25 protein-coding genes are annotated in these 23,846 nt (G+C 71.6%); 10 read left to right on the top strand and 15 right to left on the bottom strand.

The features are described from left to right. Positions 1 to 11: 11 nt before the first annotated feature. Genes pdxT through JOD54_RS30530 form a run of 3 tightly spaced genes read right to left on the bottom strand, consistent with a single transcriptional unit; the run spans position 12 to position 1,707 of the window. Positions 12 to 659 (bottom strand): pyridoxal 5'-phosphate synthase glutaminase subunit PdxT, encoded by a 648-nt coding sequence (pdxT, locus tag JOD54_RS30520; protein WP_204455398.1) that lies wholly within the window; start codon positions 657 to 659, stop codon positions 12 to 14. 53 nt (positions 660 to 712) lie between these two features. Further along, a complete protein-coding gene (locus JOD54_RS30525) occupies positions 713 to 1,021 on the bottom strand; it encodes an AzlD domain-containing protein (protein WP_204455399.1) in 309 nt (102 codons plus the stop codon). Then, positions 1,018 to 1,707, bottom strand: a complete 690-nt coding sequence (locus JOD54_RS30530) for an AzlC family ABC transporter permease (RefSeq protein WP_204455400.1) — start codon at positions 1,705 to 1,707, stop codon at positions 1,018 to 1,020. Before JOD54_RS30530 ends, JOD54_RS30525 begins: the two co-directional genes overlap by 4 nt. A 73-nt stretch (positions 1,708 to 1,780) precedes the next feature. Between JOD54_RS30530 and JOD54_RS30535 the strand changes: the two genes are divergently transcribed. Next, complete coding sequence (locus tag JOD54_RS30535) at positions 1,781 to 2,341, top strand: helix-turn-helix domain-containing protein (RefSeq protein ID WP_204455401.1); 561 nt, start codon at positions 1,781 to 1,783, stop codon at positions 2,339 to 2,341. A 52-nt stretch (positions 2,342 to 2,393) separates the two neighbouring features. Here the strand turns inward: JOD54_RS30535 and pdxS are convergent, their stop codons facing one another. Continuing rightward, entirely contained in the window at positions 2,394 to 3,308 is a 915-nt protein-coding gene (gene pdxS / locus JOD54_RS30540; RefSeq protein ID WP_204455402.1) for a pyridoxal 5'-phosphate synthase lyase subunit PdxS, read from the bottom strand. A 226-nt stretch (positions 3,309 to 3,534) separates the two neighbouring features. On the opposite strand from pdxS, the gene JOD54_RS30545 reads away from it, so the two are divergent. After that, entirely contained in the window at positions 3,535 to 5,634 is a 2,100-nt protein-coding gene (locus tag JOD54_RS30545) for an elongation factor G-like protein EF-G2 (RefSeq protein ID WP_204455403.1), read from the top strand. Here JOD54_RS30545 and JOD54_RS30550 read toward each other — a convergent pair whose 3' ends face one another. The 5 genes from JOD54_RS30550 to JOD54_RS30570 form a co-directional block, all read right to left on the bottom strand. Beyond that, on the bottom strand, positions 5,635 to 6,600 hold the full coding sequence (locus tag JOD54_RS30550) for an NUDIX hydrolase (protein WP_204455404.1): 966 nt from the start codon (positions 6,598 to 6,600) through the stop codon (positions 5,635 to 5,637). Continuing rightward, on the bottom strand, positions 6,597 to 7,727 hold the full coding sequence (locus JOD54_RS30555) for a glycosyltransferase family 4 protein (protein ID WP_204455405.1): 1,131 nt from the start codon (positions 7,725 to 7,727) through the stop codon (positions 6,597 to 6,599). The genes JOD54_RS30550 and JOD54_RS30555 overlap by 4 nt, the downstream gene beginning before the upstream one ends. Positions 7,728 to 7,743: 16 nt before the next feature. Then, on the bottom strand, positions 7,744 to 8,682 hold the full coding sequence (locus JOD54_RS30560) for a phosphatidylinositol mannoside acyltransferase (RefSeq protein ID WP_204455406.1): 939 nt from the start codon (positions 8,680 to 8,682) through the stop codon (positions 7,744 to 7,746). Continuing rightward, entirely contained in the window at positions 8,669 to 9,298 is a 630-nt protein-coding gene (gene pgsA, locus JOD54_RS30565) for a phosphatidylinositol phosphate synthase (RefSeq protein WP_204455407.1), read from the bottom strand. Before pgsA ends, JOD54_RS30560 begins: the two co-directional genes overlap by 14 nt. Before the next feature lie 85 nt (positions 9,299 to 9,383). Then, on the bottom strand, positions 9,384 to 9,872 hold the full coding sequence (locus JOD54_RS30570) for a MarR family winged helix-turn-helix transcriptional regulator (RefSeq protein ID WP_204455408.1): 489 nt from the start codon (positions 9,870 to 9,872) through the stop codon (positions 9,384 to 9,386). A 69-nt stretch (positions 9,873 to 9,941) separates the two neighbouring features. Between JOD54_RS30570 and JOD54_RS30575 the strand changes: the two genes are divergently transcribed. Then, positions 9,942 to 10,508 carry a YceI family protein gene (locus JOD54_RS30575; protein WP_239573558.1) on the top strand — a complete coding sequence of 189 codons (567 nt, stop codon included), beginning with the start codon at positions 9,942 to 9,944 and terminating at the stop codon, positions 10,506 to 10,508. Here JOD54_RS30575 and JOD54_RS30580 read toward each other — a convergent pair. From JOD54_RS30580 to JOD54_RS30600, 5 genes are all read right to left on the bottom strand, one after another. Beyond that, the gene (locus JOD54_RS30580; RefSeq protein WP_204455409.1) at positions 10,505 to 10,864 is read right to left on the bottom strand and encodes a hypothetical protein; all 360 of its coding nucleotides are present in this window, start codon (positions 10,862 to 10,864) and stop codon (positions 10,505 to 10,507) included. The two genes, JOD54_RS30575 and JOD54_RS30580, sit on opposite strands and share 4 nt — an antisense overlap. After that, a complete protein-coding gene (locus tag JOD54_RS30585; RefSeq protein ID WP_204455410.1) occupies positions 10,861 to 11,268 on the bottom strand; it encodes a hypothetical protein in 408 nt (135 codons plus the stop codon). The genes JOD54_RS30580 and JOD54_RS30585 overlap by 4 nt, the downstream gene beginning before the upstream one ends. After that, positions 11,258 to 12,211: a hypothetical protein gene (locus tag JOD54_RS30590; protein WP_204455411.1), complete on the bottom strand. Its 954-nt coding sequence runs from the start codon at positions 12,209 to 12,211 to the stop codon at positions 11,258 to 11,260. The genes JOD54_RS30585 and JOD54_RS30590 overlap by 11 nt, the downstream gene beginning before the upstream one ends. A 96-nt stretch (positions 12,212 to 12,307) precedes the next feature. Further along, positions 12,308 to 12,871, bottom strand: coding sequence for an HIT family protein (locus JOD54_RS30595; protein WP_204455412.1), 564 nt, complete (start codon positions 12,869 to 12,871; stop codon positions 12,308 to 12,310). 114 nt (positions 12,872 to 12,985) lie between these two features. After that, positions 12,986 to 14,383, bottom strand: a complete 1,398-nt coding sequence (locus JOD54_RS30600; protein WP_307860414.1) for an LVIVD repeat-containing protein — start codon at positions 14,381 to 14,383, stop codon at positions 12,986 to 12,988. A gap of 203 nt (positions 14,384 to 14,586) precedes the next feature. Between JOD54_RS30600 and JOD54_RS30605 the strand changes: the two genes are divergently transcribed. Together JOD54_RS30605 and thrS are read left to right on the top strand one after the other, a co-directional pair. Further along, the gene (locus JOD54_RS30605; RefSeq protein ID WP_204455414.1) at positions 14,587 to 15,216 is read left to right on the top strand and encodes a DUF305 domain-containing protein; all 630 of its coding nucleotides are present in this window, start codon (positions 14,587 to 14,589) and stop codon (positions 15,214 to 15,216) included. Between the two features lie 113 nt (positions 15,217 to 15,329). After that, on the top strand, positions 15,330 to 17,384 hold the full coding sequence (gene thrS, locus JOD54_RS30610; RefSeq protein ID WP_307860415.1) for a threonine--tRNA ligase: 2,055 nt from the start codon (positions 15,330 to 15,332) through the stop codon (positions 17,382 to 17,384). Between the two features lie 369 nt (positions 17,385 to 17,753). Here thrS and JOD54_RS30615 read toward each other — a convergent pair whose 3' ends face one another. Beyond that, the gene (locus tag JOD54_RS30615; RefSeq protein WP_204455415.1) at positions 17,754 to 18,137 is read right to left on the bottom strand and encodes a hypothetical protein; all 384 of its coding nucleotides are present in this window, start codon (positions 18,135 to 18,137) and stop codon (positions 17,754 to 17,756) included. 283 nt (positions 18,138 to 18,420) lie between these two features. Between JOD54_RS30615 and JOD54_RS30620 the strand changes: the two genes are divergently transcribed. The 5 genes from JOD54_RS30620 to JOD54_RS30640 all read left to right on the top strand — a co-directional run bounded on the left by JOD54_RS30620 (position 18,421) and on the right by JOD54_RS30640 (position 23,845). Continuing rightward, on the top strand, positions 18,421 to 19,110 hold the full coding sequence (locus tag JOD54_RS30620; RefSeq protein WP_204455416.1) for a response regulator transcription factor: 690 nt from the start codon (positions 18,421 to 18,423) through the stop codon (positions 19,108 to 19,110). Continuing rightward, entirely contained in the window at positions 19,107 to 20,486 is a 1,380-nt protein-coding gene (locus tag JOD54_RS30625) for a HAMP domain-containing sensor histidine kinase (protein ID WP_204455417.1), read from the top strand. Before JOD54_RS30620 ends, JOD54_RS30625 begins: the two co-directional genes overlap by 4 nt. 109 nt (positions 20,487 to 20,595) lie before the next feature. Further along, positions 20,596 to 21,420 (top strand): hypothetical protein, encoded by an 825-nt coding sequence (locus JOD54_RS30630; RefSeq protein ID WP_204455418.1) that lies wholly within the window; start codon positions 20,596 to 20,598, stop codon positions 21,418 to 21,420. Between the two features lie 22 nt (positions 21,421 to 21,442). Then, positions 21,443 to 21,976, top strand: coding sequence for a hypothetical protein (locus JOD54_RS30635; protein WP_239573559.1), 534 nt, complete (start codon positions 21,443 to 21,445; stop codon positions 21,974 to 21,976). A gap of 246 nt (positions 21,977 to 22,222) precedes the next feature. Continuing rightward, entirely contained in the window at positions 22,223 to 23,845 is a 1,623-nt protein-coding gene (locus JOD54_RS30640; protein WP_204455419.1) for a methyl-accepting chemotaxis protein, read from the top strand. Position 23,846: the final 1 nt, after the last annotated feature.

Consider the following 23,846-nt stretch of genomic DNA (forward strand, 5'->3'; position numbering starts at 1 on the left):
CCGTCAATGGCTCAGCTGTCGGTTGTGCGCCCGCGGCCACGGCCCCCACGGACCATGTCCACGAACAGGCGGTGCACCCGCGCGTCACCGGTCAGCTCGGGGTGGAACGAGGTGGCCAGCACGGTGCCCTGCCGAACGGCGACGATCCTACCGGCGGCGGCTCCGGCGGCGGGGGTGTCGGGCACCCTGGCCAGGACCTCGACGGTCGGCCCGCAGGACTCTACCCAGGGCGCCCGGATGAACACCGCGTGCACCGGCCCGCCGTCGACCCCGGTGACCTGGAGGTCCTCCTCGAACGAGTCGACCTGCCTGCCGAAGGCGTTGCGCCGGACGATGACGTCGAGCGCGCGGAGCTGGTGCTGGTCGGGCCGGGCGTCGAGGGCCTTCTCGGCGAGCAGGATCAGCCCGGCGCAGGAGCCGTAGGCGGGCATCCCGGCGGCGAGGCGCTCGCGCAGCGGGTCGAGCAGCTCGAAGGTCTCCAGCAGCCGGGAGATGGTGGTGGACTCGCCGCCGGGCAGCACGAGGCCGTCGACCTCGGCGAGCTCGCGCTGCCTGCGGACGGTGATCACGTCGGCGCCACCGGCTTCGAGCGCGGCGGCGTGCTCGCGGACATCGCCCTGCAGGGCCAGGACGCCGATGAGCGGACGATCTGCGGACACGGTGTGGGTCCTCCCTCTGGTGACCAGGGTAAACAGCCCGGTCGGGGGGTGGTTCAGGCCACCCCGACCAGGCGGAGCACTGCGGTGGTCGCCGCGGCGGCGACCACGACGACGACGAACGGGGCCTTGCGCCAGGCCAGCAGGCCGCCGACGGCGACCCCGGCGGGCAGCGCCCACCCGGCGAACGCGGGCCCCTTGGTGAGCGTGCTGGTGGCGACCAGGGCCACCAGCAGGACGATGGCCGCGGTGGACAGCAGCTCCTTCACCCGTTCGGGCAGGTGCAGCCGGTCGCGCAGCACGGTCCCGCTGACCCGGAAGGCGAAGGTGCCCAGGGCGAGCACCAGGATCGGCACGATGGTCATGCCGCCACCTCCCGGTCAGCGCCGCGGCGGGGCACGGCCAGCAGCCCGAGCAGGGCCAGCAGCACGGGGACGCCCGGCGGCAGGAACGGCGTGGTGGCCAGCGCGATCGCCGCGCCGAGCAGGGCGGGCCGCAGCTTGCCCGCGTCCTTGAGGGCCGGGAGGACCAGGGCGAGCATCACGGCGGGGAACACCGCGTCCAGGCCGAGGGCGTTGGGATCCTCGATCAGGGTCCCGGCCAGCGAGCCGCCGAGCACGCCCAGGTTCCACGCCACGAACAGCGACGCCCCGCAGGCCCAGTAGGCGGCGCGGGCGCGCACCGGGTCCTTCTGGGCCATGGCGAAGGCCACGGACTCGTCGACCAGCAGGTGGCTGCCCAGCAGCCTGGCGGGCCAACTCCGGCCGATGACCTCGCCGACCGCCAGGCCGAACGGCAGGTGCCGGGAGTTGAGCACCAGTCCCCCGACGACCGCCGCGACCGGTCCGCCACCGGCCGCGACCACGCCGACCGCCATGTACTGCGAGCCGCCCGCGAAGACCAGCACCGACATCACCACCGGCACCCACAGCGGGTTCCCGGCGGCGACCGCGATCGCCCCGAAGGAGGCCCCGTTGACGGCCGCGGCCAGGGCGATGGCCAGCACGCCCCGCCACAGCGCGGCATCCAGGGTTCGCCATATCGAACGCATGGTCCAGTAGCATGAACACCTCGGGTGCGTTCGTCAAGGGAAACGCATTGTTCGTCATACCGAACGGAGAGCCGTGGCAGAGCAGCGCGGAGCACCGCTGGAGGTCATCGCCCGGTCGCTGCGCCGGGAGCGCGAGCGGGTCGGGCTCTCGCTCAGCGAGCTGGCCAAGCGCGCGGGCGTGGCCAAGTCGACGCTCTCGCAGCTGGAGTCCGGCTCCGGCAACCCCAGCGTGGAGACGCTGTGGGCGCTGAGCGTGGCGCTCGACGTGCCCTTCAGCAGGCTCGTCGAACCGCCGCAGCCCAGGGTCCAGGTGATCCGGGCCGGTGAGGGCCCCGCGGTGTTCTCCGAGCGGGCGAACTACGTCGCCACGCTGCTGGCGTCCTGCCCGCCGCACGCCCGCCGCGACATCTACCTGATCACCGCGGAACCGGGCAGCAGGCGGGCGTCGGAACCGCACTCCCCCGGCGTGGTCGAGCACGTGGTGCTGTGCTCGGGCCGGGCGCTGATCGGGCTGACCGACGACCCGGTCACCGTCGACCCCGGCGACTACCTGTCCTACCCCGGCGACCTGCCGCACGTGTTCGAGGCGCTGGCCCCGGGCACGGTGGCGTGCATGGTCTCCGAGCACGTCTGAGCGGGCGGGTGGGCGCTGGACCGGGCCGGGCCCGGTCCAGCACACCCCCCGGTCACCAGCCGCGCTCGGCCAGCCGGTGCGGCTCGGCGATGCCCTCGACGTTGATGCCGACCATGGCCTCGCCCAGACCCCGGCTGACCTTGGCGACCACGTCCGGGTCGTCGTGGAAGGTGGTGGCCTTGACGATGGCCTCGGCCCGCTGCTCGGGGTTGCCGGACTTGAAGATGCCGGAGCCGACGAACACGCCCTCGGCGCCCAGCTGCATCATCATCGCCGCGTCCGCCGGGGTGGCGATGCCGCCCGCGGTGAACAGCACGACCGGCAGCTTGCCGGTGCGGGCCACCTCGGCCACCAGGTCGTAGGGCGCCTGCAGCTCCTTGGCCGCGACGTAGAGCTCGTCGGCGGGCAGCGACGACAGCCGCTTGATCTCGCCGCGGATCTTGCGCATGTGGGTGGTGGCGTTGGAGACGTCGCCGGTGCCCGCCTCGCCCTTGGAGCGGATCATCGCCGCGCCCTCGGTGATCCGGCGCAGCGCCTCGCCCAGGTTCGTCGCGCCGCAGACGAAGGGCACGGTGAAGGCCCACTTGTCGATGTGGTTGGCGTAGTCGGCCGGGGTGAGCACCTCGGACTCGTCGATGTAGTCCACGCCCAGCGACTGCAGGACCTGGGCCTCGACGAAGTGCCCGATGCGGGCCTTGGCCATGACCGGGATGGAGACGGCCTCGATGATGCCGTCGATCAGGTCCGGGTCGCTCATCCTGGCGACGCCGCCCTGGGTGCGGATGTCGGCGGGGACGCGCTCGAGCGCCATCACCGCGACCGCGCCCGCGTTCTCGGCGATCTTGGCCTGGGCGGCGTCGACCACGTCCATGATCACGCCGCCCTTGAGCATCTCGGCCATGCCGCGCTTGACCCGGGTGGTGCCGGTCTCGGGGGTGGTGCTGGCGTTCTGCGTGGCTTCGGGCACGGTGCGGCCTTTCGGGTCGAGTCGGCGCGCCGGGGAGGGCGCTGACCACAGGCTACGTCCCAGGTGGTCCGATCGGGGCGGCCAATCGAGGGCTATCTCGGCAGACCACTTCCGGCGCGGGGTTGTCCACCCGCCGATATCGGTGTGAGATCGAACACACGGGCGGGTCCGCCCGGTCAGCCAAGGGGGAGCCCCGGCGGCTTCCCGACCGAGGGAGGTGGGCGCCGTGGGGTCCAAGCACTCCGAGCACGGTCAACCCGAGTCCGGCGTCGCGGTCAGCGACCCGGCGCGGGTGCGCAACATCGTGCTGGTCGGGCCGTCCGGGTCCGGGAAGACGACGCTGGCCGAGGCGCTGCTGGCCGCCGCGGGTGTGCTCAGCAGGGCCGGGTCGGTCACCGAGGGGACGACGGTGTGCGACCACGACCCGGCCGCGGTGCGCCAGCAGCGGTCGGTGGGGCTGTCGGTGGCGCCGCTGCTGCACGACGGGGTGAAGGTGAACCTGATCGACACCCCCGGGTACGCGGACTTCGTCGGCGAGCTGCGGGCGGGTCTGCGCGCCGCCGACGCGGCGCTGTTCGTGGTCAGCGCCGCGGAGGGGGTGGACGCGGCGACCACGGCGCTGTGGGCGGAGTGCGCCGCGGTGGGCATGCCCCGGGCGCTGGTGATCGCCCGGCTCGACCACGCCAGGGCCGATTTCACCGCCGAGCTGGCCGCCTGTCGGGCGGCGTTCGGCGCCACCGTGCTGCCGGTGTACCTGCCGACCGCCGACGGCCTGCTCGGCCTGATCACCCAGCGGCGGATCACCGGTGCCGACGCGGTGGACGCGAACGCCGAGGAGGTCGCCGAGATGGCGGCGGCGCGGGCGGAGCTGCTGGAGGGGATCATCGCCGAGAGCGAGGACGAGACCCTCATGGACCGCTACCTGGCGGGTGAGGAGATCGACCCGACGACGATCGTCGCGGACCTGGAGACGGCGGTCGCGCGGGGGTCCTTCCACCCGGTGTTCCCGGTCTGCGCGGGTACAGGTCTCGGGCTCTCGGCACTGCTGGATGCGCTGACCAGGGCTTTCCCGTCACCGCTCGAGCACCCGCTGCCCGAGGTGACCGATCCGGGTGGCCGCGCGCACGCCGCGCTGAGCGCCGATCCGGACGGTCCGCTGGTCGCCGAGGTGGTGCGCACCGCGGTGGACTCCTACGTCGGTCGGGTGTCGCTGGTCCGGGTGTTCTCCGGGACGTTGCGGCCGGAGCGGGCGGTGCACGTGTCCGGCCACGGCCTGGCCGACCGCGGCCACGAGGACCACGACGCCGACGAGCGGGTGGCGCACATCTATTCGCCGCTGGGAGCAGCGCTGCGCGAAGTGCCTTACTGCGTCGCCGGTGACCTCTGCGCGCTGACCAAGGTTGGGTCCGCGGAGACCGGGGACACTGTGTCGGCGCCTGAAGACCCGGTGCTGATGGCGCCATGGGCGATGCCAGAGCCACTGCTCCCCGTCGCGGTGACGGCTAAGACCCGCAGCGACGAAGACGTGTTGGCGCGCAACCTGTCCAGGCTTGTCGCCGGTGACCCAACGCTGCGGTTGGAGCGCAACGCCGAGACACACCAAATGGTGCTGTGGTGCATGGGTGAGGCGCACGCGGACGTGGTGCTCGACCGGCTGCGCGCCGGTGGTGCCGAGGTGGCGACAGAGCCGGTGCGGGTGTCGCTGCGGGAGACGTTCGCTGCACCCGCGCGCGGGCACGGGCGGCACGTGAAGCAGTCCGGTGGGCACGGCCAGTACGCGGTGTGCGACATCGAGGTCGAGCCGCTGCCCACCGGGTCGGGCTTCGAGTTCGTGGACCGCGTCGTGGGCGGCTCGGTCCCCCACCAGTTCATCGGCAGCGTCGAGAAGGGTGTGCGCGCCCAACTGGAACGCGGCCTGCAGGACGGCCACCCCGTCGTCGACATCCGGGTCACCCTCACCGACGGCAAGGCCCACAGCGTCGACTCCTCCGACGCCGCCTTCCAGACCGCGGGATCCCTCGCCCTGCGCGACGCCGCCGAGAAGGCCAGGATCTCCCTGCTCGAACCGGTCGACGAGGTCACCATCACCATCCCGGACGAGCACCTGGGCTCGGTGCTGGGCGACCTGTCCGCCCGCCGCGGCAGAGTCCTCGGCACCACTACCGACGCAAACGGCAAGACAACGATCCAGGCCGAGATCCCCGCCGCGACCCTCTTGCGCTACGCGATCGACCTGCGGTCCCTGACCTCCGGCGCGGGCACCTTCACCCGCGAGTTCAGCCGGTTCGACCCCCTGCCCAGCGCGCTCGCCTCGCAGTACGCCTGATCAGCGCACGGTGCGCAGGGTCCCGTCCCAGGTCCGCAGGTCCGCCAGGAGTTCGGCCAGTTGCCCGGGGTAGACGGTGTCGCCGGTGGTCCGCAGGTCCGGTTCGGACCACCAGCGGTGTTCGGCGATGGTGGCCGCCTCCAGCTCGGTGAACCCCGAGGTGTCCACTGTGGAGCCTTCGGGGACGTGCGCGAGGTAGAACCACTCCTCGCCGTCGTAGCTGCGGCCGCCGAAGCTGAACGCGACCCGGCGCCGCCACACGGGACCGGCGAGCGAGTCGGGCGGCAGCGCCATCCCGGTTTCTTCGCGCAGCTCCCGCAGTGCCGCCGACCGCAGGTCCTCCCCCGGTTCCACGCCGCCGCCGGGGGTGAACCAGTAGTGCTCATCGGCCCTGGCCGGGTCGTGCCCGTGGAAGAGCAGGACTTGGCCGTCGGCGTTGAGGAGCACCACCCGGGCGGCGGGACGCGGCACGTCCTCGGTGAGCGAGGGTTCCGCGATCTCCAGGTACTCCGGGGTGGGTGCGGTGCCCGCCAGCTTGAACCAGCGGACCGGGCGGCGGCGGCGCAACGCCAGGGTGTCGCGGACGGCGTCGCCGTGGACCCGGCGGGCGATCACCACCCGGTGTTCGGCGTCGCCGAGTTCGGCGACGAGGGTGAGCGGCAGACCGCGGCGGTCCACGGCGGCGAGTTCCCTGGTCAGGGCGTTCTCGGCGGGTTCGCGGTCGGGGCGGGCGGCGCGCTCGGCGCGGTCGGCCAGCACCCGGAGCCGGTCGCCGGGGGTCGGGTCGATGCCGCCGGACACCGCGCGCGCGACCACCGCCCGCCTGGCGAGCGCCGCGTCCAGAGCGGCCCAGGCGGCGTCGGTGCGCACGTGCAGCCGGTCGAGCCGGTTGGCCACCCCGACCAGCCAGATGCCGACGAGCACCAGCAGCGCCATGCCCGCCAACAACACCAGCCAGGTGGTCATGGCACCTCCCCCACCGCGCGTGGGACCGCGGCGACCGCCTGTTCGTAGACCCGCAGAACCTGAGCGGCGACAACGGACCAGTCGTAGTTCGCGACCCGGCGCTCCCCCTCTGCGACCAGGGTGGCGCGGTGCCGCGCGTCGGCCAGCACCGCGCGCAGCCCGTCGGCGAGACCGGTGGGGTCGCCCACGGGGGTCAGCACGCCCGCGCGGCCGTCGTCGAGCACCCGGCGGAACGCGTCGAGGTCGCTGGCCACCACCGCGGCGCCCGCGGACATGGCCTCGGTCAGGATGATCCCGAAGCTCTCGCCGCCGAGGTTGGGCGCGCAGTAGACGTCCACGCTGCTGAGCATGCGGGCCTTCTCGACGTCGTCCACCTGCCCGAGCAAGTCGATCCGCGGCGCGACGCGGGGCCCGGCCGCCCGGAGCAGGTCGGCCTCGTCACCGCGCCCCACAACGAGAAGCCGCAGGTCCGGGTGGTCGTCGACGAGCCGGTCCACGGCGTCGAGCAGGACAGGCATGCCCTTGCGGGGTTCGTCGTAGCGGCCGACGAACCCGATGGTGCCGCCCGCCCGGGGGTAACCGGGCAGCGGTTCGGCGTCGCGGAAGAAGTCGACGTCAACGCCGTTGGGGATCTCGACCGCGTCGCCGCCGAGGTGTTCCACCTGGACCCGCCTGGCCAACGCCGACACGGCGATCCGCGCGGTGATCTTCTCCAGGAACGGCTGCAGCACAGCTTGGAAGGCGCTGAGCGTGCGCGAGCGCGGCGTGGAGGTGTGGAACGTGGCGACGATAGGTCCGTCGGCGACCATAAGAGCCAACATGGACAGACTGGGCGCAGTGGGCTCGTGTAGGTGCAAGACGTCGAAGTCGTGCTCGCGGACCCAGCGACGCACTCGCGCGTAAGAGACCGGCCCGAACGACAGGCGCGCTACGGAACCGTTGTAGGGAATGCCAAGCGCTTTGCCCGCGGGGCGCACGTAGTCCGGTAGCGGAGTGTCCTCATCGGCCGGGGCGAGCACATCGACGTCGTGGCCGAGCCCGCGCAAGGCCTTGGCCAGGTCCAGGACGTGCGCCTGTACCCCGCCGGGAACGTCGAGGGAATACGGGCAGACGATGCCGACCTTCATCGGTGTCCCCGCCCGCTCACCGACGGCGTCCTCGGGGCGCGTCCTCCACCGCCAACTCCCGCTGCCCTTGTTCGGTCAGGTCGGAGATCCACAGCTTCTGCAGCATGTGCCAGTCGGCGGGGTGCGCCGCGATGTCGGCGGCTAAGACGTCCGCGAGTGCTTGCGTGGCGGCCGGGACCCCTCGCACACCGTCCACCTTGACCGGTGGGTGCATCCGCAGCCCCCAGCCGTGGTCGGTGAACCAGCAGCCGACGGGGATAAGAGGTGCGCCGGTGCGCGCAGCGAGGTAGGCGGGGCCACCTGGCATCCGGGTCTTCTCGCCGAAGAAGTTGACCGGGATGCCCGCGGGGGTCAGATCACGGTCCGCGAGTAGGCAGATCAGCTTGTTCTGGCGCAGTCGTTCGACCAACACGGCGGCCGGGTTCTTGTCGCCGCCGGTCGCGGGGATGATCTCGAAGCCGAGGGACTCCCGGTAGTTGACGAACCGGTTATAGAGGGATTCCGGCTTGAGGCGTTCCGCGACGGTGGTGAACTTGCCGTGCTCGCGCGCCATCCAGACGCCTGCGGCATCCCAGTTGCCCGAGTGCGCCAGAGCCATGACCGCGCCATTGCCCTCGGCGAGCGCGGCGACGATGTACTCGTTGCCGGTCATAGTGGCGCCGATCTCCGCGTGCAGGGCCGCGTGATCCATTGTGGGTAGGCGGAACGCCTCCATCCAGTACCGCGCGTAAGAGCGCAGAGACTGCCTCACGAGGTCGTCCAACTCCGCGGGCCCTGCCTTGGGCACTACGCGCGCGAGGTTGGCCCTTAGTTGCCGCGCACCCGGCCCCTCCCTGCGAGCAGCGAGGTCGGCGGCCCCACGGAAGAGCCCGGCCGCGACCCCCTCAGGCAAAGTCCGAACCAACCGCCAGCCCGCGCCATAGCCGAAGTCGGCAAGGCGCTCACCCCAGCTCATGGGCCTTCTCCTCCGTGCGCTCCAAGGCGCTGCGGCGCACCGCGAGCAGACGCTGCCCCACGGTGATCACGCACCCCACGGCGAGCAGCCACAGCGCGACCTCCAGCGCGTAAGGCACACCGAAGCCGGTGAGCCCGGCGCCGACTAGGGTGATGATCAACCGTTCCGCCCGCTCCACCAGACCGCCGTCGGCGTCGAGGCCGCTGGCCTCCGCGCGCGCCTTGACGTAAGAGATCACCTGGGCCAAGACGAGGCAGATGAGGGCGGCGATGGCAGTGGTCCGGTCACCGATGTCGAACAGGTACCAGGTGATGCCGCAGAAGAGGGCGCCGTCGACCAGGCGGTCACAAGTGGCGTCGAGCACCGCGCCGTAGCGCGTGCCGCCCCCCAGGGCGCGCGCCATCGCGCCGTCCAAGAGGTCGAACATGGCGAAGCCCCAGACCACGAAGGTCCCGGCGAGCAGGTGCCCGGTGGGGAACAGCCACAACGCGCCCGCGATGGCAGCGGCGGTGCCGAGGAGGGTGACGGCGTTCGGCGTGAGGCCGAGGCGGACCAACCGCGCCCCGATCGGATCGGTGACGCGGGAGACGGAGGCACGGGCGAAGATGTTGAGCATGGGGCTGTGAGACGCACCTAACCGCGGGACGACCTGGCCCGGGCAGCGTAACCGCCGCCGGTCCCCGCCGGTGCGCCCGGGCTGGTCAGCCCAGCTCCCGACCGACGGGCAAGGTCTTCTCCGGGTCTATGGCTTCGAGGATCGCGACGCTGATGGCGCCGAGGGCCTGGACCTGCTCGGGTGTGAGCCGGTCGAAGACCGCTTCACGGACCGTGGTCACGTGGCCGGGCGCGGCTGCCTCCAGCACGGCGAAACCGGCGTCGGTGAGGACCGCGAAGGATCCGCGCTTGTCGGTCGGGCACTCCTGCCGCTCGACCCAGCCGTGGGCCTCCAGCCGGGCCACCGCGTGCGAGAGCCTGCTGCGACTCGACCCGCGCAACCCGGCCAACTCGCTCATCCGCAGCGCGCGGCCGGGCGCGTGGGACAGCACGACCAGGATCTCGTAGTAGGTGTAGGGCATCGAGGAGTCGCGCTGCAGCTGGCGGTCCATGTGCTCGCCGAGCGCGCCGAACATGGTCACGAACGTCCGCCACACCTCGAGTTCGGCCGCGGAGAGCCACCGGGTGTCGTCCATGCCACCAGACTACTGGTTGAGCTCTCAACTTGCAGCGGGTAGGGTTCCAGTTGAGAGCTCAATCAACTGATGGAGAGAACCGCCATGACCCTCGCCCAGCTCCCCGGGTTCGTCGCAGGCACCTGGGACATCGACCCGGTCCACTCCGACGTCGGCTTCACCGTGCGGCACATGGTCGTCAGCAAGGTCCGGGGCCGCTTCGACGGCGTCAGCGGCGAGATCGTCACCACCGACGACCCGACCGCGGCCTCGGTGCGCGTCGCCATCGACCTGAACACGATCAACACCCACAACGAGCAGCGCGACGGGCACCTGCGCTCGGCCGACTTCTTCGAGGTGGAGACCTACCCGGAGCTCACCTACACCGCCACCGGTGTGCGCGCCGACGGCGACGAGTACGTCCTCGACGGCGAGCTGACGCTCAAGGGCGTCACCAAGACCGTGCCGCTGCGCTTCGAGCTCAACGGCTTCGGCCCGGACCCCTACGGCGGCACCCGCGTCGGGTTCTCCGGCAACACCGAGATCAACCGCCGCGAGTTCGGCGTGAACTTCGAGGGCATCCAGGACGGCATCGCCGTGGTCGGCGACAAGATCTCCATCCACATCGAGCTCGAGGCCGTGCTGCGCCAGGGCTAGACCGCCACGACGCAGGGCACCGGTGGGGTCGGGCGCAGTACCGCGACCCCACCGGTGACCAGCGCGAACACGACCAGGACGGCGCCTGCCCGGAGCAGGAACCGGGTGGCGCCGCCCTGGTCGACCGCGAAGCCCGCCCCGTCACGCAGGTTGCGCACGACCGCGCCGACGACCATCGCCAGACCCACCACGGCGAAACCGACCGCGGTCCAGGTCAGCACCTGCTCGTCCGGGTCGGCCAGCAGGTTGTACCCGGCGGCGTTGGCCACGATGACCGCGAAGCCGGTGACCGCGCCCGCCACCGCGAGCACGTCGGCGAGCCTGCCGACCGCCGTCCACGCGGGGCCGTCGCTCACCGGGAGCGCTCGGAGATCGGGAACCGCGCGATCCTGGCCCGGGTAGTCACGATCCGCAGTTCGCTCCAGCGCTCCTGCTCCACCACCACCGGCAACAGGTCGCGCACGATCCGCGAGAGCTGCACGACTGTGCGCAGCTCCCGATCCCTGGTCGAGCGCCACCGCCCGTGCTCCATCACCAGCGCCGCGATCGCTCCGATGCCGATCATCGCGACCAAGATCCCGACAAACGGTTCGCGCACGTTCAGCACGGCGACGGTCGCGGTGATGGCGAAAACCCCCACGATGGTCAGCCGCACCACCTGCATGCGGCTGGTGACGCGGTCCAGGGCGTCGAGGGCGCGCTCGGCGTGGACCAGGGCGTCCTCCAGCTCGTCGCCCACCCGGCCCGACTCATCCGCCATCGCCGTACACCCCGATCCGGTTCGAGAACCTGCTCATCAACCTGGCCCGCAGATCATCCCCGCCCAGCGGCGGGAGGGACACACCGCGGAAGGTGAACGGCAGGCGGTAGGAGATCACCGGCATCAGCGCGATCCGGGTACCGAACCGGTTCTCCCCCGCGTAGTTGACCAGCGCGCGCACCTCCGCGGCGAACCCGCTGTCGTGCGCGGGGTGCGCGGCGGGCAGGTAGTGGGCGGCGACGGCGGCGAAGGTCGCCTCGTCGGCCCGCCGGGCCGCTGCGCCGTCGACCAGCCTGCTCAGCAGCAGGTCGGGCATGGTGAGCGCGATGATCAGCCACAGCGGACCGGTGCTCGCGTCCCAGGCGCCGCGCAGCCAGGTGCAGGTGGTGGCGAGGTCGTCGAGTTCGCGCTGGAAGGTGAACGCGCGGGCTTGCTCCACGACCTCCGGTAACTGCGGCATGGCCCTGGGGTCTGCCGGGTCGAGCGGGCCGCTGATGCCGCGGACGACGTCCTGGGTGTTCTCGTCCCAGATCTTGCTGAACCCCCAGGACACCACGTGCACCACACCGGTCGGCGCGCGGCCGTTGGCGAAGTACCGCTCCCTGGTGCGTTCGGCGGGGTCCGAGAACTTCTGGCCGGGCACCACTACCAGCTCGATGTGCCGCTTGCCCTGGTCGGTCGCGGTGACGAACCGGTCCTTCTCGTAGTTCGGGCTCTCCCTGGGCGTGATGGGGTCGTCGCCTTCGAGCCGCCTGCGCAGCGCCTGGTGCAGGAAGGACTTGCCGGTGCCGGGCATGCCGGTGATGGCCATCCCGGTCTGCCGCCGCGGCAGCGGGTTCCACCGCCGCTTGATCACCAACCGGTCGCGGGCGGGTGCGTCTCGGCCCAGCAGCGGCGCGCAGTCCTCGGGCCACTTGCCGCGCACCGCGTCCCAGTAGTCCACCGCACCCTCCCGGCCGTGATCACCGGGTGGATCGCCCCCAGGTCGGCAGGCGTTACCGGACCTCGGTCCGGGTCAGCCGGTCAGTCGGTCAGTCGGTCAGTCGGTCCAGGCGTCGGCGAGCAGGGCGCGGGTGTCGCCGAGCAGTTGCGGGAGGACCTTGGTGTGGCCGATGACCGGCATGAAGTTGGCGTCCCCGCCCCACCGGGGCACCAGGTGCTGGTGCAGGTGGGCGGCGATCCCGGCGCCCGCGACGACGCCCTGGTTCATGCCGATGTTGAACCCGTGGGGGGCGGCGACCTTGCGGGCCACGCGCATCGCCTGCTGGGTGAACCTGGCCAGCTCGTCGGTCTCGGCTTCGGTCAGGTCGGTGTAGTCGGCGACGTGCCTATAGGGCACGACCATGAGGTGACCGGGGTTGTACGGGTACAGGTTGAGCACCGCGTACACCGTCTCGCCACGCGCCACGACCAGCGCTTCGGCGTCGTCGAGGTGCACCAAGGCGCAGAAGGGGCAGCCCGCGCTGCTGTCGCCCTCGGGCTTGTTCTCCCCCTTTATGTACGCCATCCGGTGGGGGGTCCACAGCCGCTGGAGGGCATCGGGGACTCCCACCCCCTCTTGGGGAACGAGCTCAGGCCCCTCGGTGGGGATGGATCCAGCCATGCCCTGATCCTAGTAGCGCCCCTCGGCGACGCATCGCCCCTGGACAGCGACATCGCATTGCGACAGACAGCGTAAGAGGCCCCACCAGGAGGTGAGGCCCCTTAGGCGTGTCCGCTAGCTGCCGTACGTCGTCTGCGTCTGGGCGTTGAGCTCGGTCCAGCGGTAGGACTTCGCCGGGTCCGTGGCGGGGTCGTTGATCTCGAGGACGTCGAAGCCCTTGCCGAGGCCGTTCGCGTAGATGTAGCCGTTGTAGTAGTACGCCGACCACACGCCGCCGCCCTCACCGGCGACGGCCGCGGGGCCGCGCTCGAAGAAGCCGATCTCCTTGGGCTGCGACGAGTTGGTGTAGTCGACCAGTTGGACGCCGCCGGAGTACCAGGCCTGGACCATGATGTCGCGGCCGGGCACCGGCAGCAGCGAGCCGTTGTGCGCGACGCAGTTCTCGTTCTCGGTCTGGTACCGGTCGATCTTGTAGAAGCTGCGGAACTCCAGCGCCCGCTGGTCGCCGCGGCCGGTGATGTCGTAGATGCCGTTGGCGCCGCGGGTCGGGCCGATCTTGGCGTTGCAGGTCGCGCCGCCGCCCCCGCCGAGCTCGTCGGTGAAGATGACCTTGGTGCCCGCGTTGTTGAAGGTCGCCGAGTGCCAGAACGCGAAGTGGTCGTCGTCCTGCACCCGGTTGATCACCCGCGGCTTCTCCCGGTCGGAGATGTCCATCAGCACGCCGTCGCCCATGCAGGCGCCCGCGGCCAGGTTCTTCGACGCGAACACGGTGATGTCGTGGCAGCCCGAGGTGGGCACCACGTACGGGACGTAGATGTCGGCCGAGCTGCCCCGGCCCGCGTTGCCGCCGTCGGGGAACAGGTTCGGCGTGGCGACGATCTCGGCCGCGCCCGGGTTGCGCAGCGGCACCTTGATGATGGTGATCTTGTCGTGCGGCGGCAGGCACTTGCTGATGTTGCTCGCCGGGCTGTAGGACGACACGTAGATGTAGACGTCGCGGCCGCGCTTGTCGGGCACCAGCGTGTGGGTGTGCGAGCCGCAGTCGGTCTCCACGGCCTTGATGTAGCGCGGGTTGCGCTTGTCGCTGATGTCGAAGATCTTCATGCCCTCCCAGTACGGCTTGGTACCGTCGTTCTGGGCGACCGAGGAGCAGGAGTTGTCGCTGCGCCGCGAGTCGGTGGACAGGAACAGCAGGTTCCCGGTGACCGAGACGTCGTTCTGCGAGCCGGGGCACAGCACCTGGCTGGCGATGGTGGGCGCCTTGGGGTTCTTGATGTCGTAGATGGTGAAGCCCAGGTAGTTGCCCGCGATGGCGTAGTCGCCGCTGAACGCGAGGTCGGACCCGGTGGCGCCGGAGCCCTTGAGCGGCGCGGTCGCCGGGATGTTGGCGAGGTGCTTGACGTTGGGGCTGGTCACGATCTCGTCCGGCCCGGGGAACTGGTTCTGCGCCGCGGCCGAGGGCACGCCGAGCAGCGCCGAGAGCGTCAGCGCCGCCGCGCCGACGACCGCCACGGACGCCCTTCGTCTGCCGCGATGGGAAAGAGCCACCCTGCGCACCCCTCTCGTGAAGACCCTGGAACCGGCAGTATGACCCGGGCGCAAGATCGCAACCAGCCCTCTTTGTTGCTACTTTTCACCATTTGGGCGAGGTCTGTTGCCACTCGATCCGGTCGGGTACGTTCGGCGGTCGGACACGGGGCGAGGGGAGTCGGAGCATGCCGGTAAGGGTCGCCGCGGCGGTGCTCGCGGTCCTGGTCGCGGCGGGGGTGGGGGCCTGCTCGGCCGACCAGGCGCCGTCGAACCCGGTCCTGCAGCCCGGTGCGCCCGGCGAGGCCAACCACACGCTCTCCCCCGAGGAGATCGAGTCCGGGGTGCCCGCCGTCCCGCCCAACGCCGCCGACTTCGCCTACGCGCAGATGATGATCGCCCACCACCAGCAGGCCATCGAGATGTCGGAACTGGCGCCGGAGCGGGCCGCGAACACCTCCCTCAAGGGACTGGCCAGCCGCATCGCCGACACCCAGGGCCCCGAGATCGGGGCGATGAACAACTGGCTGCGCGACAACGGCAAACCCGCGGTCGACCCCGCGCACGCGGGCCACTCGGGGCACACGATGCCCGGCATGGCGACCGCCGAGGAGTTGGCGGCGCTGCGCGCGGCCAAGGGCGCCGAGTTCGACGCGCAGTACGTCCGGTTGATGACCCGCCACCACGAGGGCGCCATCCAGATGGCCAACGCGGTGCGCAAGGACGGCTCAGACGGCAAGGTGCAGGAGATGGCCGACAACATCGTCGCCGAGCAGTCCGACGAGATCCAGCGGATGCGCACCATCCTCGGACCATGATCCGGAGTTGTCCACAGGCGGGGGAAACCGGGCGGCGGGGCTCGCGGACGGCTCGCTAGCATCCTTGTGTCGAGGTCACAGCCGTTGTGACCGGCGAGCACCGAGGAGCACCCGTGTCCCAGCCACAGTCCCCAGCCGTCGCACCCGCCGCGAGCGTGGTGGTGCAGGCGGGCACTACGGCTGGCGCGGCCGTGCGCGAGGCCGGGCTCCCCGGCAAGGGCCCGGACGCGGTCGTGGTGGTGCGCGAGGCCGACGGCAGGCTGCGCGACCTGTCGTGGACCCCTGACGTCGACGTCGAGGTCACCGCGGTCGCGGCGAACTCCGACGAGGGCCGGTCGGTGATCAGGCACTCGTGCGCGCACGTGCTGGCGCAGGCGGTGCAGCAGCAGTTCCCGGACGCCAAGCTGGGCATCGGCCCGCCGGTGCGCGACGGGTTCTACTACGACTTCGCCGTGGACACCCCGTTCACCCCGGAGGACCTGCAGGCGCTGGAGAAGCGCATGAAGCAGATCATCAAGGGCGCGCAGCGGTTCTCCCGCCGGGTGTTCGACTCGCTGGAGTCCGCGAAGGCGGAGCTGGCAGCGGAGCCGTTCAAGCTGGAGCTGGTCGACATCAAGGGTGATGTCGACACCGGCGAGGTGATGGAGGTCGGCGGCGGCGAGCTGACCATCTACGACAACCTCGACCCGCGCTCCGGCGAGCAGGTGTGGGGCGACCTGTGCCGCGGCCCGCACGTGCCGACCACCAAGCACATCCCGGCGTTCAAGCTGACCAGGGTCGCGGCGGCGTACTGGCGCGGCAACGACAAGAACCCGCAGCTGCAGCGGATCTACGGCACGGCGTGGGAGTCGCAGGAGGCGCTCGACGCGCACCTGGAGCTCATCGCCGAGGCCGAGCGGCGCGACCACCGCAAGCTGGGCACCGAGCTGGACCTGTTCAGCTTCCCCGACGAGATCGGCTCCGGCCTGGCGGTGTTCCACCCCAAGGGCGGCATCGTGCGGCGCGCGATGGAGGACTACTCGCGGCGCCGCCACGAGGAAGAGGGCTACGAGTTCGTCTACTCGCCGCACATCACCAAGGGCACCCTGTTCGAGACCTCCGGGCACCTCGACTGGTACCGCGACGGCATGTACCCGGCGATGCACCTCGACGCCGAGTACGACGAGGACGGCAAGGTCCGCAAGCCGGGCCAGGACTACTACCTCAAGCCGATGAACTGCCCGTTCCACGACCTGATCTTCCGCTCCCGCGGCCGCTCGTACCGGGAGCTGCCGCTGCGCATGTTCGAGTTCGGCTCGGTCTACCGCTACGAGAAGTCCGGCGTCATCCACGGCCTCACCCGCGTGCGCGGCATGACCCAGGACGACGCGCACATCTTCTGCACCCCCGAGCAGGTGCAGGACGAGCTGAAGTCGCTGCTGTCGTTCGTGCTGAACCTGCTGCGCGACTACGGCCTCGACGACTTCTACCTCGAGCTGTCCACCCGCAACGACGAGAAGTACGTCGGCTCCGACGAGGTCTGGGAGAAGGCCACCGAGGCACTGCGGGTCGCCGCCACCGACTCCGGCCTCGACCTCGTCCCCGACCCCGGCGGCGCCGCCTTCTACGGCCCCAAGATCTCCGTCCAGGCCCGCGACGCCCTCGGCCGCACCTGGCAGATGTCCACCATCCAGGTCGACTTCAACCTCCCCGAGCGCTTCGAACTCGAGTACACCGCGGGCGACGGCACCCGCCAGCGCCCGGTGATGATCCACCGCGCCCTCTTCGGCTCCATCGAACGCTTCTTCGGCGTCCTCACCGAGCACTACGCGGGCGCCTTCCCCGCCTGGCTCGCCCCGGTCCAGGTGGTCGGCATCCCCATCGCCGAAGACCACGTCGACCACCTCCTCCAGGTCTCGAAGTCGTTGCGCGCCAAGGCGATCCGAGTGGACGTCGACGCCTCGGACGACCGGATGCAGAAGAAGATCCGCAACCACACGCTGCAGAAGGTCCCGTTCATGCTGATGGCGGGCGCGAAGGACGTGGAGTCGGGAGCGGTGTCGTTCCGGTTCCGGGACGGGTCGCAGCTGAACGGGGTTCCGGTGGACCGGGCGGTGGAGGCCATCGAGGGCTGGATCGCTCGGCGCGAGAACGGGTCGCCTTCCGCGGAGACGTTCGTGGTGGGGTAGGCGCTCGGCTCGCCTGCGGCATTGCGCTGGATCCGTGGTGGGTTGGGTGTGCTCGATGGGGCGAACCTGTTTTGCGCGGGGCCCCTGCGCTGCCCGTGGCAGGACCGCAAAGCTGGGGCCGAAAAGCATGGCCCTGCAGCGCACAACGCTACGGACACCGCCACCCCACGCAAAACAGGTCCGCCCCATCGAGCATTTGGGTGGGCGGCTTCCTGGGAGCGGTGGTGGGGCTGGCGGGGCTGGCTCGGTGGGTTGGGGTGGCACAGCGGCTTCTGGCTTCTTGCTTCTGGCAGGGAAGGTGCCACCGGGACGGCGGAGGGGGGTGGCCGCGGTCCCGGTGGCGGGTCTGTAGGGGGCGGTTCTACAGGACTAGTCGACGGGTAGGACGTGGTGGAGTTGTTGGCTGCCTTCGATGGGGACGCAGCCTTCGCCTTCGAAGACGAGCCTGCTCGGGTCGGTGATGAGGTCGGTTTCGAGGGCGAGTTTGAAGCCCGCGATGCTCGCGGCGGCCCGCATGGTCGGGTTGTCGGCGTTGACCGTGTACTGGAAGAGGCGGATGCCGACCGCGTAGGCGGTGATGAGGGCGGTGACGCCGTCGCCGGTGGAGATTTGGGCGTCTATTTTGAACGCGCCCATGAAGGTGAAGCTGTGGTCCTGGGTGTTGCGGGCGGAGGGGTGGATCAGGGTCTCGGGCAGTGCCCTGGCCGACAGCGTCAACGCGGCGTTCGCACCTGAGAGGTTGGTGGCCGACATGGTTCCTCCTGCGCTGAATGGGGTCCCCCGACCGACGGATACCGTCACACCGAGTCTCAGCACTGAGCGTGGTCCACTCAATGGCACTCGCCCGACCGGGGAACCACTGCCCACCTGTGGGTGACCGCGGACGCCCACCACCTCCCACCTCCGCGCACGGGAGAGTCCACACTGCACCCGACCGGGGTCGGTCAACCCCCCGCAAGGCCGGTCTTCGCCACCCCCGGGTGGGTGTACAACAGCGGAGCGCTGCCGTCCACCGAAGGTGTGCGACCGTAGTGGGGTGCACCTGGTGATCGTCGACGACGAGGCGGCTGTGCGGGATTCGCTGTCGCGGACCCTGCGGTTCGAGGGGTACACCGTCTCGACCGCCGCCGACGGGGCCGCGGCGCTGGGGGTGATCCGCGCCGAGCGGCCGGACGGGGTGATCCTGGACGTGATGATGCCGGTGCTCGGGGGGCTCGACGCGTGCCGGGTGCTGCGGGCCGAGGGCAACTACGTGCCGATCCTCATGCTCACCGCGCGCACCGGGGTCGACGACCGGGTGGCCGGGCTGGAGGCGGGCGCCGACGACTACCTGGTCAAGCCGTTCGCGCTGCAGGAACTGCTGGCCAGGGTGCGCGCCCTGCTGCGCCGCGCCGAGTACCACGCCGACACCGCCACGGACACCTCCTTGCGCTTCGCCGACGTCGTGCTCGACCCGGTCACCAGGGAGGTCGGCCGGGGCGGGCGGTCGCTGCGGCTGACCAGGACCGAGTTCGCGATCTTGGAGGTCTTCCTGCGCCACCCCCGCGTGGTGCTGACCCGCACCGCCATGTTCGACCACGTGTGGGGCTACGACTTCGGCGCGGCGTCCAACGGCCTGGACGTCTACGTCGGGTACTTGCGGCGCAAGCTGGAGGCCGAGGGTGAGCCGCGACTGCTGCACACCGTGCGCGGGGTCGGCTACGTGCTGCGGGAGGACCCGCTGTGAGGTTGTCGCTGCGGTCCCGGTTGACCGTCCTGGCCGTCGGCGCGGTCGCCGTCGCCGTGCTCGGGGTGGCGTTGACCTCGTGGTTGCTGGTGCGCGGCAAGCTCAACCGGGACTTCGACGACCGGCTGCAGTCCGCGGCCAAGGTCGCCGTCGCCGCCCGCTCGCCCGAGGCGGCACTCGGGTTCCTGAGCACAACACCGGCCCGCGACGAGCGCCGGGGGCCGCCGCGCCGTGACCCGTACGGGGTGATCGTGCAGTTCCTCGACGCCGATGGCCGGGTCACGGGTACCGCGGGCGGTCCGGCGATCCCGGTCACCGGTCGCGCGATGCAGGCCGCCGCGGGGGTGGTGCCCAGGGCCCCCGAGGAGGTCTTGGTCAACGACGAGCGCTACCGGGTCCTGACGTTGCCGCGCGCCGACGGTGCCGCGCAGGTCGCGCTGGACGCCGAGGACATCGAGCGCACGCTGGCCGAGTTGGGCGCCTGGCACGGGCTGGTCGGGCTGATCGGGGTCGCGCTGGCCGCCGTGGTGGGGTGGTTGGTGGCGCGCACGGCGCTGCGGCCGGTCGACGAGCTCACCGCCGCCGCGGAGGACGTGGCCAGGACGCAGGACCTCTCGGCCGGGATCGCGGTGCGCGGCACCGACGAGATCGCCCGTCTCGGTGGCGCGCTCAACGCCATGCTCGCCGCCCTCGCGAGCTCCCGCGAGGCGCAGCGCCGCCTGGTCCAGGACGCCGGGCACGAGTTGCGGACCCCGCTGACCAGCCTGCGCAACAACGTCGAACTGCTCGTGCACGCCGCCGGGAACGCCCGTGACCTGCCGGAAGAGGACCGCACCCGGCTGCTGGCCGACCTGCGCTCGCAGGCCGAGGAACTGACCACGCTGATCGGCGAGCTCGTCGAACTGTCCACAGGAGACCGGTCCCCGGAGGCCGAGGAGGTCGTCGACCTCGCCGACGTCGTCGGCCCGGCGGTGGAGCGGGCGCGGGCCAGGGCGCCCAGGGTGCGCTACACCGCGCAGTTCGAGCCCGCGGTGGTCCGGGCGCGGCCGGTGTCGCTGGAGCGGGCCGTGCTGAACCTGCTGGACAACGCCGCCAAGTGGAGCCCGGACGGGGCGACGGTCACCGCCAGGGTCACCGCGGTCGACGGCTGGGCCAGGGTGGACGTCGACGACGAGGGGCCGGGGATCGCCGAGCAGGACCGGCCGCACGTCTTCGAGCGCTTCTACCGCGCCGAGGCCGCCCGCGCGCTGCCCGGGTCCGGCCTGGGGTTGGCCATCGTGGCCCAGGTCGCCGCCCAGCACGGGGGCGGCACGGACGTGGGCACCGCCCCGACCGGCGGCGCCAGGGTGTCGATCCTGCTGCCGCTGGTTTCTTAACCAAGCGCGACCGGGTTCTCATCGAACCTTCATGATCGTCAGCCATCGTCTCTGGTGTGCTGACCACCCACCTGCCCGCTGACGGCGCCGTCCACTGTGGAGGTGCCCGGTGCTGACGCTGGTCGCGGTCCTGTGCGCGGTCGCGGCGGCCTGTTGCTTCGCCGCGGGTGTCCGCGCCCAGCACCGGGCCGTGCGGGCGGCGGTGCCTATAGGCGCGTTGGGCTGGCGCGGGCTGGGCGAGGTCGTGCGCAGCCCGGGTTGGCTGGTCGGCGTCGGGATCGGCGTCGTGGGCAGCGGGTTGCACATCGTCGCGTTGGCGCTGGCCCCGGTGTCGATCGTGCAGCCGATCGGTGTGCTGGGGTTCGTGCTGGTCGTGCTCCTCGGCCGGGGCGCGGTCGACGCGCGGACCCGCAACGCGGTGCTGGCGGTCTGCGTCGGGGTCGGCGGGTTCGTCCTGATCGCGGCCGGGTCGCAGGTGGCGCAGGTGATCCCGGTCTGGCAAGCGCAGCTGCTGGTGGGTGTGGCCGTGGTGGTCGCGTTGCGGGCCAAGGGCGGGTGCACGCGGCTGAGCACGTCGGCTGCTGTGGTCTCCGGGCTCGGCTCGACCGTCATGCACACCGCGGCGGGGTACTGGGGCACGACCGCGGGTCCGGTGCTGGCCGTCCAAGCGGTCGGGTTGCTGGTCGCAGGCGGCTTGCTGCTGCAGCGGGCGTACGCGCGGGGAACGGCCACCACCGCCATCGGCACCACCACCATCGTCGACCCCGTCACCGCGGTCACCGTGACCCTCCTGTTGGGAACCGCGCTCCCGAGCGCCACCGCCCTCGGCGCCCAGGTCGTCCTCGCCCTGGTCGCCGTCGCGGGCGTGCGCGCGCTGACCACACCGGACAGCACCCCCCTGCCCACCCGCCAACGCGACGCCGTCGCGGCGTGATCCCGAACGAAAGGCTCAGTAGATGACCACACCGCAGGACCCGGACACCCCGCGGCCGGAGCCGGAGCAGCCCACCGCCCGCCTCGAGCACCCGACGGCCCAGCCCGCGGTGGAGCAGCCGGACGCCGATCAGCCCACGGTCGAGCAACCCGGTCCCGACCAGCACGGCACCGAACCGCCTCCCGTCGAGCCGCAGCACACCGCCGCGTTCGCCGCGCCCGCGCCTGTGGTCACCCGGTCCCGCTGGCGGCGCGCCGGTGCGGGAGTTGGACGGGTCGCCCGGCACCGCGCCACCCTCCTGGTCGCCGTGCTCCTCCTCGGGGCCGTGCTCGGCGCCGGGACGATGGCGCTGGTCCAGCACGGCAACCGCGACAGCCGCCCCGCCGTGGGCGACGCCCGCGAGCGCGTGGGCCCAGGCGGCCCGGGCGGCCGGTTCGAGCGCCGCGATGACCGCCGAGTGGGCCCGGGTGAGCGCGGGGATGACCGGCGCGGCGGTGACCAGCGTGGTGGTGACCGCGGCCGGGGCGACGACCGGCCTGGACCCGGGCACGGCTGAGCCGTCGCCCACTCCGCGGGTCCCCAGGACGTGTACCCCCAGGCGTCCGGGGACCCGCGGCCCCCACCCTGACCCACTGTCCGCTGTGGACACCAACCCCATCACGCCTGTGGGTTAACCCCTATCCGCTGAGGCAGGTCCCGCAGCGCGACCACTGCCACATCGCGTGACGATTGCGCGCCCAGTCTCCTCAGAACGAAGGCCCCCGCGCCGATTCCTTCACCAGTGCTGAGGGAAGGGGCTTCGGTGAGCGAGCACGGAACCGGCCGACCGGTGCGCAACCCGGTCGCGCGCTGGCTGGCCAACCGCAAGGTCGGGACCAAGGTGCTGGGCACGGTGGGGTTGCTCGCCGTCGTCGCCGCCGGGGTCGGGGTGCTCGCCGTCGTGCGCATGGGGTCGATGGACTCCTCCGCGGAGAGCCTCTACAAGCAGGGCCTGCTGCCGGTCGAGCAGATCTACGAGGTCCGCGTCGACATGGAGAGCACCCGGCGCAACGTGCTCAACCACGCGCTGTCGACCACCCCGGAGACGCTGGCCAAGTACGAGCAGGCGCTGCGCGACGACGACGCCGCCTTCACCGAGGACCTCGACGCCTACGCCAAGCACACCACCGACCCGTCGCTGGTCGAGCAGGTCCGCACGAAGTGGGCCGAGTACCAGCGCATCCGCGACGAGCAGGTGCTGCCCGCGGGCCGCGCGCACGACGTGGAGAAGGTCGGCAACCTGCGCGACACGCTGCTGGTTCCCGCCGCCAAGGCCGCTGAGGACCTGGTCGTGCAGATGGTCAACCACGAGGTCGCGACCGCGGAGCAGCGCCGCCAGCAGGTCACCGACGACTACGAGTCGTCCCGCACCACGATCATCGTCGTCCTGGTCGTCGGCATCCTGCTGTCGCTTGGCGTGGGCTACTACGTCGTGCGCGGCATCCTGGGCGGCCTGCGCAAGGTCGGCACCGCCATCGCCGCGCTGGCCGACAAGGACCTCACCGGGCACGCGGGCCTGCGCGGCCGCGACGAGCTCGCCGTGATGGGCCGCGACCTCGACACCGCCATGGCCACCGTCCGCGCGACCGTGTCCGAGCTCGCCGGGACCGCGATCGCGCTGTCGTCGGCGTCCGTGCGGCTCTCGGAGGTCAGCGGCACGCTGAGCACCGGGTCGGGGCAGGCCGCCGAGCGCGCCGGGACGGCGGCCGACACCGCGGGACGGGTGAGCGAGAGCGTCCGGTCGATGTCGGTCGGCGCGCAGGAGATGACCTCGTCGATCGCCGAGATCGCCAGCAGCGCGGGCAAGGCGGCCGACGTCGCGCAGCAGTCGCTGGAGGCGGCCACCGATACCGGCACCCAGATCGCCGCGCTGGCCCAGGCCAGCTCCGAGATCGGCGAGGTGGTCAAGATGATCAGTGCCATCGCCGGTCAGACCAACCTGCTCGCGCTCAACGCCACCATCGAGGCCGCCCGCGCGGGCGAGGCGGGCAAGGGCTTCGCCGTCGTCGCCAGCGAGGTCAAGGACCTGGCCCAGGAAACGGCCAAGGCCACCGACGACATCTCCCGCCGGGTCGAGGCGATCCAGGCGGGCACCGCGGGCGCCGCCCGCTCGGTCCAGCAGATCCAGGAGGTCGTCGGCCAGATCACCGACCACTCCACCACGGTCGCCTCGGCGGTGGAGCAGCAGTCGGCGACCACGGCCGAGATGAGCCGCGCCATCGACGAGGCCGCCAAGGGCAGCGGCGAGCTCTCCGCCACCTTCGGCGCGGTCGCCGAGGTCACCACCGCGACCACCGACAGCGCCCGAGCCAGCCAGTCCGCCGCGGACGACCTGTCGACGCTGGCCACCAAGCTCAACGCCCTAGTCCGCGTCTTCCACTACTGAG

Origin of the sequence: Actinokineospora baliensis, from assembly GCF_016907695.1 — a bacterium.
GTDB lineage: Bacteria > Actinomycetota > Actinomycetes > Mycobacteriales > Pseudonocardiaceae > Actinokineospora > Actinokineospora baliensis.